Here is an 8,855-nt window from a genome sequence, read left to right on the forward strand (position 1 = left end):
ACCCCCGCGCACCCTCCCGGCCCCGCGGCCCGCCCCGCACACCGAGCGGACCGCCGCGCTGGCCGAGACCGGCACCGACGGCGCCCTCCCGGCGGCGGCCACCGGTGCGGCCCTGTTCCTGGCCGGAGTGGCCCTGCACCGCCGCTTCCGCACGCGTCCGCGGGGCTGACAGGCGTCCTCCGGTGCCCCGCACCCCGCGGGACCACGGGGCACCGGACGTCAGGCCGTCCCCCGGGACACGCCGGTGAGCAGCACCATCCCGGAGTCGCCGTAGTCCGGGAGGGTCGTGTCGCTGTCGATGCGGGTGACCGTGAGCTCACGGGTCAGCGGGGCGAAGACCCGGGTCACCGTGTCCGGGTCCACGGGGCAGCCGGGCCAGCGGGAGGTCGGGCCGATGCGGTACGTCGGCATGTTCTCCATGAACGCCGCCACCAGGTACCCGCCCGGACGCACCGCGCGGACGAAGGCGCGGCAGAACGCGGCGAACTCCGCGTGGTCCTCGGTGGCGCCCTCCGCGACGAAGTGCATCGAGGCCAGCCCGTACGCGCCCGGGGGCAGCGTGCGCACGTCGCCGTGGACCACCCGGACCGGCGCCAGCGCCCCCGCCAGGGTCGGCGGCACGTCCGGGTCGAGCCGCCGGCACAGCGCGTGGAACTCCTGCCAGCTGGCGTCCGGCCGGTGCTGCAACTGCTGCTCCAGGTAGGCCACGTTGCTCGCCCCGGCCTCCACGGCGTCGATCCGGCGGCTCACCGCCGACGCGAGGATCAGCGGATACAGGTTGGGCCCGGCCCCGAACTCCACCGACCGGTCGACACCGCGGCGCGGCAGCCGCCGGTAGAAGGCGCTGTGGTGGGCGATGACCGCCGCGTCGGACGGGTGCACGTCGCGGTAGTTCTCCGCCAGGTAGTCGGCGACCGGCCAGCTGTCCCAGTCCACGTCGTCGTTGTGTGTGGTCATGGCGTCCGCTCCTTCGCCCGCAGCGGGAAGCGCGCCGCCAGCCGGGTCAGCGTCCCGGCCAGCCGGTCCATGTCGTCGTCGGAGTTGAGCGTCGTGATCTGGACCCGGAAGCCGACCCGGTCGCGCGGCACCAGCGGGTAGGCCGCCAGCGTCACGTAGATGCCCTCGTCCCACAAGTAGGAGCCGACCGCGTCGATGTCGTCCGGGTTGGCGAGGGGGATCTCCACGATGGGCAGCCGGTCGGTGTTCAGGGTGTCCACCCCGAGGCCGTCGAGGTGGTCGAGCAGCCGCACCGTCTTGCGGTACAGGTCGGCCCGCATCGCGTCGCCGCGCCGGTCGTTCACGTCGAGCCCGGCCAACGCGGTGGCCAGCGACGCCGTGGGGGAGGGCCCGGAGTACAGGTAGGGCGCCGCGGCCGTCTTCAGCCGGTTCTTCAGGTCGGTCGGCAGCGCGAGGAACGCCAGCAGCGACGAGTACGCCTTCGAGAAGCCGCCGGTGAGCACGATCGAGTCGTAGCTCTCCCCGGTGTGCCGCACGATGCTGTTGCCGCGCAGGCCGTACGGGCACGGCTCGTCCGGCCCGCGCTCGCCGATCACCCCGAAGCCGTGGGCGTCGTCCACGTACAGGGTGGCGTCGGCGGCCCGGCAGATCGCGGCCAGGGCCGGCAGGTCCGGGATGTTGCCGCTCATGCTGTTGACGCCGTCCAGGCACACCAGCCGGGGCGTGCCCGGCGGCACCGAGTCCAGCAGGGTGTTCAGCTCGCCCGGCCGCTCGGCGTGGAAGCGGTGCAGGGTGGCCCCCTGGGCGCGCGCCACCACGCAGCCGTCGTACAGGGTGCGGTGCGCGGTCGCCTCCACGAACACGTGCCCCTGGTCGGCGAGGGCGGGGATCACCGAGGAGTGCATCAGGGTGAGGGTCGGCAGCAGCAGGGTGTCGGGGGCGCCCAGCAGCGCCGCCAGACGCTCCTCGATGTCCGGGTACAGCCGGGGACTGCCCAGCAGCCGCGACCAGCTGGGGTGGGTGCCCCACCGGCGCACGGCGGGCCCCACCGACTCCATGATCTCCGGGTCCCAGTCGAAGCCCAGGTAGTTGCAGGACGCGAAGTCGATCAGCCAGTGGTCGCCGCTGCGGATGTGCCGCCCGCGCACCTCGTCCAGGACCGCGTCGCTCATCGGACTGGTGCGCCGCAGCCGGTCCAGTTCGGAGCGGTGCGCCCGCTGCCGCACCCGCAGGGCCCGCGCGGCCTGCTCCTCGCCGTCCGCGCCCCGTCCGGCCCGGCGGGGCCCGGGCGCGTAGTGCCGCCGGCCGGGCCGGCGCAGCACGTGGGCGCTCTCCTCCACCGTCATGGGCCGGGCGAACAGATAGCCCTGGCCGAAGCGGCACCCCATGGCGGACAGCAGGTCTCGCTGGGCGGACTCCTCGATGCCCTCGGCGATCACCTGCAGCCCGAGGGTGTCGGCGATCCGCACGATGCCCTCGACCAGCGCCACCTGCTGGGTGTCCTGCGTGATGTCGTCGATGAAGGTCTTGTCGATCTTCAGCACGTCGATCGGGAAGTCGCGCAGGTACCGCAGGGAGGAGAAGCCGGTGCCGAAGTCGTCGACCGCGATGTGCACCCCGAGGTCCTTCAGCGAGTCCAGCACGGTGCGGATCCGGTCGTCGTGGCGCAGCAGCACCGTCTCCGTCAGCTCCAGCTGGAGCGATCCGGGCACCAGCCCCGGGGTGCGCAGGGCCTCGCCGACCTGCTCCACGAACCCGACGTCCCGGAACTGGCGGGCCGAGACGTTCACGCTCACGTACGGCGGCCGGTCCCCGCCGTTGGCGCGCTGCAGTCCGGCGATGTCGTTGACCGCGTTCTCCAGCACCCACGAGCCCAGCGGCGCGATGTGCCCGGTCTCCTCGGCCAGACCGATGAACTGCTCCGGCGGTATGGGCGCGCGGGACCCGTGCGGCCAGCGGACCAGCGCCTCGAAACCGACGACCTCACCGGCCGCGATGTCGACGACGGGCTGGTAGCGCAGTGTGAACTCCTTGCCGGCCACCGCCCGCGCCAGCTGCGACTGCAGGTCGTGCCGCTCGACCATGCGGTCCTGCAGCAGCGGCCGGAAGCGCCGCCACTGCCGCTTGCCGGCCGCCTTCGCCGCGTACAGGGCGAGGTCGGCGTGGCGGAGCAGTTCCTGCGCGTCCGCGCTGTCGCGTGCCGTGGCCACGCCGACGCTGGCGGAGACCGTGACCGACTCGTCGGCCAGCTCGAAGGGCCGGCTGAGGGTCTGGATGATCTGGGTGGCCAGCGACTCGGCGTCCAGAGGCTCGCGGGCGTCCTCCATCAGCACGGCGAACTCGTCCCCGCCGAGCCGGGCGGCGGTGTCCGTGCGGCGCAGGGCCCGGGACAGCCGGTTGCCCACCGCGACGAGCAGTCCGTCGCCGGCCGCGTGCCCCAGGGTGTCGTTGACCAGTTTGAAGTCGTCCAGGTCGATGAAGAGCAGGCACACCAGCGAGGATTCGCGGCGGCCCCGCAGCAGGGCGCGTTCGATGCGTTCCAGCAGCAGGGTGCGGTTGGGCAGCCCGGTCAGCGCGTCGTGGAAGGCGCGCTGGGTCAGTTCGTGCTCCAGGCGCCGCTGCTCGGTCACGTCCCGCAGGGTCACCACCAGCCCGGCCACGGTCCGCTCGGCGCGGAAGTCGCTGCACCGCACCTCCACCTCGACGCGGCCCTCGCGGCGCCGCACCCACCAGTGGTCGTGCCCGGCGCGGGACTGCCTGTCCCGCACGGCGGCGAGTTCCCGCACGGCCCGCTGGCGGTCCGCCGGGTCGAGCAGCCCGGGCAGGGAGTTCCCGGCGAGGTCGGCGGTGCCGAACACCGACGCGGCGGACGGGCTCGCGTACCGGATGGTGTCGTCGTCCTCCACGATCAAAATGACGTCGGAGGCGTTGCGGACGAGGGTGCGGAAGTAGGCCTCGCTCTCCCGCTGGATGATCTCCCGTCGGAGCACCAGCCGTTCCATCGCCAGTCCGACGTGGGACGCCAGGATCTCCAGCGGCCCCCACGCCTCGGCCAGCGCCCGGTCGGGGCCCGCGACGAGCAGGACCCCGGGGACCCGTTCCGCCGGGCGGTCGGGCTGGGTCATCGGGCAGAGCAGGACCGCGGGCATGCCCTGCAACGCGCCGGCGAGTTCCGGGCCGAGGTCGCCGGGGGTGACGAGCCGGCTGCCCTCGGGGGTCAGTTCCGCCACCCGGTCGGCCGGCAGCAGCAGCGTCCGGTGGTCGACGCCCGGGCCGAGCACCCGGTCCACGGCCGTCTCGCAGGAGAACACCACCTCGCTGGGACGGACGGCCGACACGAGGCTGGCGCCCGTGCCGTGCAGGGCCAGTTCGCGGGCGACGGCACGGCGGTGGGCCACCACCATGCTGCCGAGCCGGAGGATCACCAGCAGGAACAGTCCGGCGGAGAAGGCGGCGATCACGGTGGCGTCGTGCGCCGTGCGCGTCACCCCCTCGTAGAGCAGGATCCCGGGGGGGATGAGCGTGGCCACGGCCAGGACGACCAGCCGCCGGGGCGGCGGCAGCAGGGACGGGGAGCGGCGCTGGGGGAGGGCGGTGGTCAGCCGGACCATGGAGGGGTGCAGGGCGGCCAGTCCCCAGGCCGTGTAGAAGACGATCCACCCGGCGTCCAGCAGGGTTCCCACCTGCCACATGGCCCTCAGCTGCAGCAGCCCGTAGCCGATGTCGAAGCAGAGCAGGGTGAGGGTGCCGAGCACGAGCAGCCGGATGGACCGGTCGGCGCTGCTGAGCGGGGCCGGACTCAGCAGCCGGACCAGCAGCGCCAGCACCAGGATGTCGCCCAGCGGGTAGGCGATGCTGATCGCCCGCTGCTCCCAGGTCAGCCCCTGTACCTCGGTGAGCGGCTGCACCAGGTACACCCACACCGGCAGGGCGAGCCCCCCGGTGACGATCATCGCGTCCAGGAGGCTCGGCAGGTCGCGCCGCGGGTACCGGTACCGGATGAGGCCGGACAGGCCGACGGCGAGCAGGGGGTAGGTCGCGAGATAGAGGGCGTCCGCGGGGGACGGGAAGGGATTGGCGGCGCCGAAGTACTCCTCCATCACGTTGTAGTACGTGTCGCCCGCGATGAAGGTGAGCAGCCCGCCGGCGAGGACCCACCAGGGCCAGGTGTGGGCGGGCCGGTTGATGCGGATGCCGGTCACGACGGCGGCGACGCCCGACAGGCCGATGACCGCCCACAGCGGCGCACAGGCCGCCGGGACCATCAGATAGACGACGGTCGCCACGGCGACGAACGCTGTGTAGCCCGCCATCAGCCGGGCCGCCGGAAGCGAGCGCATACGCCATCCCCCATCGGGGAGACCAGGTGGCTCAGTCGCCTGGTCTGACTGTCCCGACGATGGTAGACGCCGGGGCCCGCGCGCTGCATCTCGAAGGGCGGGCCCCGGGGCCGGTCAGTCGCCCGGGCGGTGGTACCGCCGGTGCAACTCCTTGATCTCCTGGGTGAGTTCGGGGGCGGGCCCGGCGACCTGCACCCCGGGGGCGACCTCCTCGACGGGCAGCGGCCGCACCGGCGGGGCGGGCACACCGAACTCGTCGAGCCAGCCGGTCAGCTGCGCGGAGGAGGCGGCGTACACGATGCGGCCCAGGCCCACCCACGCGTGCGCGGCTGCGCACATCGGGCAGTGCTCCCCGGAGGTGTAGACGGTGGCGGCGGCGCGTTCCGCCGGGGTCATGCGTTCCGCGGCCCAGCGCGCCAGCTCGAACTCGGGGTGCCGGGTGCGGTCCCCGGCGGCCGTGCGGTTGCGGTCCTCGGCCAGCACGGTGCCGTCGCCGGACACGAGGACCGAGCCGAAGGGGTCGTCACCCGCCTCCAGCGCCTCGGCCGCCAGCTCCACGCAGCGGCGCAGGTACGACAGTTCGGCTTCCTTCACGACCATGACCGGCCTTCCTCGACGCGGGTGACCACTGTTGCCGATCAAGGTAACCCGCGGGCCGTGCGGTGTGATTCCCGACGCGTTCCCGGCCGGCCGGGGACACCGGACCGGCGCCGGCCGCGGGACGGGCCGGGGCGCGGGCCCGGAGGACTCCGGTGGCCGGGCAGGCCCCATTTCCGTTGCCCGTGACGGCGCCGCCGTGCTGGAGTGGGCGGCATGGACCATGCCGCGCTCCTCGCCCTGTTCGACGCCGAGGTCCGCCGGGGAGCGCGGCCCGACGGCCCGGGCGCCCGGATCGAGCGGACGGCGGCCGTGGTCCGGCAGACCGCACCGGAGCACGGCTGAACGGCGTGCTGTGGTCCGCGCTCACGGAGCGGGACGCGGACGCGGTGATCGCCGAGCAGATCAGCCGGTTCACCGGTCTCGGCCGGGCCTGCGAATGGAAGCTGTACGGCCACGACCGGCCCGCCGACCTCGGCCGGCGGCTGGTGGCGGCCGGATTCACCCCGGGCCCGGACGAGACCCTGATGATCGGTGAGATCGCCGCGCTCAACCTCGACGCGGCACCGCCCGAGGGCGTCGACGTCGTGCCGGTCACCGATCCGGCGGGCGTCGCTCTGGTCGCGGCGGTGCACGAGCGGGTCTTCGGCACCGACGGTTCGCGCCTGCGCCGCGACCTCCTCGCCCGGCTCGCCGACGGCTCCGGCACGGTGTCCGCCGTCCTCGCCCTCGCCGGGGGCGAGCCGGTGAGCGCGGCCCGGCTGGAACTGGTCCCCGGTACCGGATTCGCCGGCCTGTGGGGCGGCGGCACCCTGCCCTCCTGGCGGGGCCGGGGCGTCTACCGCGCGCTGGTCGCCCACCGGGCCCGGACAGCGGCGGAGCACGGCTGCCGGTACCTCCAGGTCGACGCCTCCGCGGAGAGCCGACCGGTCCTGGAGCGCCTGGGCTTCGCCGCGCTCACCACCACAACCCCCTATGTTCACCTCCCCTAGGAGTGTTCGACACCCCTGATCCGCTCATCGCGGAGGCCGGGCGGCGGACGGGCCGCCCGGCCCCGGCGGGGTCCCTCGGAACGGGTCACGTCCTGCGGGTGGTCCTCGCCGCCGTGGCGGCGCACACGGCGCCCAGCACCACGGCCAGGGCCCCGATGATGATGTTGTTCCAGATCACACCGGCGTCCGGGCTCTCGCCGACGATCCACGGCGAGACGATCATCCAGACGCCCAGGGCGCACATGGCCCAGCTCAGCCCGTACATACGGGCCGGGGCGGCGGTGAAGCCGAGCGCCAGCAGGCCGATGGCGATGCCCACGATCAGGTTGTGGGTCACCAGGGCGGGCTGGCTGGTCGTGTAGTGCAGGATCCACGGGGACACCGCGCAGTACAGACCGAGCAGGAACACCGGTCCGTCCACGAGGGCCACATCGCGACCGCCGAGCATCCGGTCGTAGCGGGCGCGCATTTCGGAGGCATCGGGGTGGCCCGTGATGTCACCCCTCGGGTGCGAGACGTTGGCCATGGTCGTCTCCTTCGCTGGCAGTCCTGACCGTCTGTGCGGCGGTATGCGGTAAATGCCTTGCGTTAGCTCATTCTGCTCTTATTTGTTCTTTATGTGTAGGGCCGGACCGGGGTGCGTGGACCGATGCGCATCGGCCACCGTGACTGGTCTACACCCTTGACTGGTACAGACCAAAGCGGTTGAGTGTGCCTCCACACCCCCCACCACGGCCGCCCCACCGCCCGTGACCGGTCACCGGTGCGCGCGGGCGGGGTGAGCGACCTCGCGTCCTCTCCCGCCGGAGCGGCCGTGTCCCGCAAAGGAGTTGGTCCCTTGTCGAGACACCGCATCGCCGCCGCGCTCACCGTGCTCGCCCTGGCCGGCAGCGCCCCCGTGCTCCTCCCCGCCGCGCCCGCCTCCGCCGCCGCGTGTTCCAGTTACCCGAACTGGGTGGCCGGAAAGGCGTACAACGCCGGTGACATCGTGCGCTACACCGACGGCCGGGCGTACATCGCCGAGCACGCCAATCCGGGCTACGACCCGGTCATCAGCACCTGGTACTGGGAGCCGTACGCCTGTGACGGCAACGGGCCCGGCACGCCGGTCGGCACCTTCGTGGTGTCCGAAGCCCAGTTCAACCAGATGTTCCCGAACCGGAACTCCTTCTACACCTACAACGGGCTGAAGGCCGCGCTCAGCGCCTACCCGGGCTTCGCGAACACCGGCAGCGACACGGTGAAGAAGCAGGAGGCCGCCGCCTTCCTGGCCAACGTCAGCCACGAGACCGGCGGTCTGGTGCACGTGGTGGAGCAGAACACGTCCAACTACCCGCACTACTGCGACTGGGGACAGCCCTACGGGTGCCCGGCCGGCCAGGCCGCCTACTACGGGCGCGGCCCGATCCAGCTGAGCTGGAACTTCAACTACAAGGCGGCGGGCGACGCGCTCGGCATCGATCTGCTGAACAACCCCTGGCTGGTGCAGAACGACGCGGCCGTCGCCTGGAAGACGGCTCTGTGGTACTGGAACACCCAGACCGGTCCCGGGTCGATGACCGGGCACAACGCCATGGTGTCGCAGGCGGGCTTCGGTCACACCATCCGCAGCATCAACGGCTCGCTGGAGTGCGACGGACGGAACCCGGCGCAGGTGCAGAGCCGGGTGACCAAGTACCAGCAGTTCACCCAGATCCTCGGGACGTCGCCCGGCGGCAACCTGTACTGCTGACGCGGCACGGTACGCCATGGTGTCATGCACCTGACCATCCGGACGGCCGCGGCGCACCGGGCACCCCGGCGCGCCGCGGCCGTCCCCGGACGAAGGGCCTCCACCATGCGCACCCCCCACGCCCTGCTGACCGCGTCCGCCGCGGCCGTCGCGCTGGCCGCGACCGTCGTGGCACCCGGGCAGGCAGCCGGCGCCGACGCGGTCCCGCCGCCCGGCGTGTACTACGTGCAGAGCACG

Annotated in this window: 5 protein-coding genes and 1 pseudogene; 2 read left to right on the forward strand and 4 right to left on the reverse strand. The window is 73.1% G+C overall.

What is annotated here, in order from left to right:
• Positions 1 to 219: 219 nt before the first annotated feature.
• From G3I53_RS18785 to G3I53_RS18795, 3 genes are all read right to left on the reverse strand, one after another.
• Entirely contained in the window at positions 220 to 957 is a 738-nt protein-coding gene (locus G3I53_RS18785) for a class I SAM-dependent methyltransferase (protein WP_164334247.1), read from the reverse strand.
• The gene (locus G3I53_RS18790) at positions 954 to 5,270 is read right to left on the reverse strand and encodes an aminotransferase class I/II-fold pyridoxal phosphate-dependent enzyme (protein ID WP_164334249.1); all 4,317 of its coding nucleotides are present in this window, start codon (positions 5,268 to 5,270) and stop codon (positions 954 to 956) included. Before G3I53_RS18790 ends, G3I53_RS18785 begins: the two co-directional genes overlap by 4 nt.
• Positions 5,271 to 5,411: 141 nt before the next feature.
• The gene (locus G3I53_RS18795) at positions 5,412 to 5,897 is read right to left on the reverse strand and encodes a nucleoside deaminase (protein WP_031102022.1); all 486 of its coding nucleotides are present in this window, start codon (positions 5,895 to 5,897) and stop codon (positions 5,412 to 5,414) included.
• Between the two features lie 213 nt (positions 5,898 to 6,110).
• Here G3I53_RS18795 and G3I53_RS18800 point away from each other — a divergent pair.
• Positions 6,111 to 6,886 (forward strand): annotated as a pseudogene (locus tag G3I53_RS18800) (GNAT family N-acetyltransferase).
• Between the two features lie 85 nt (positions 6,887 to 6,971).
• On the opposite strand, the gene G3I53_RS18805 reads toward G3I53_RS18800, so the two are convergent.
• On the reverse strand, positions 6,972 to 7,412 hold the full coding sequence (locus tag G3I53_RS18805; protein ID WP_164334246.1) for an SPW repeat protein: 441 nt from the start codon (positions 7,410 to 7,412) through the stop codon (positions 6,972 to 6,974).
• Positions 7,413 to 7,724: 312 nt separating this feature from the next.
• Between G3I53_RS18805 and G3I53_RS18810 the strand changes: the two genes are divergently transcribed.
• Positions 7,725 to 8,618, forward strand: coding sequence for a glycoside hydrolase family 19 protein (locus G3I53_RS18810; RefSeq protein ID WP_164334245.1), 894 nt, complete (start codon positions 7,725 to 7,727; stop codon positions 8,616 to 8,618).
• Positions 8,619 to 8,855: the final 237 nt, after the last annotated feature.

Origin of the sequence: Streptomyces sp. SID14436 (assembly GCF_010548465.1) — a bacterium.
Lineage (GTDB): Bacteria > Actinomycetota > Actinomycetes > Streptomycetales > Streptomycetaceae > Streptomyces.

Coding starts and splice junctions, on each gene's coding strand:
- G3I53_RS18785 (WP_164334247.1), bottom strand. CDS start 957: ATGACCACACACAACGACGACGTGGACTGGGACAGCTGGCCGGTCGCC.
- G3I53_RS18790 (WP_164334249.1), bottom strand. CDS start 5,270: ATGGCGGGCTACACAGCGTTCGTCGCCGTGGCGACCGTCGTCTATCTG.
- G3I53_RS18805 (WP_164334246.1), bottom strand. CDS start 7,412: ATGGCCAACGTCTCGCACCCGAGGGGTGACATCACGGGCCACCCCGAT.
- G3I53_RS18795 (WP_031102022.1), bottom strand. CDS start 5,897: ATGGTCGTGAAGGAAGCCGAACTGTCGTACCTGCGCCGCTGCGTGGAG.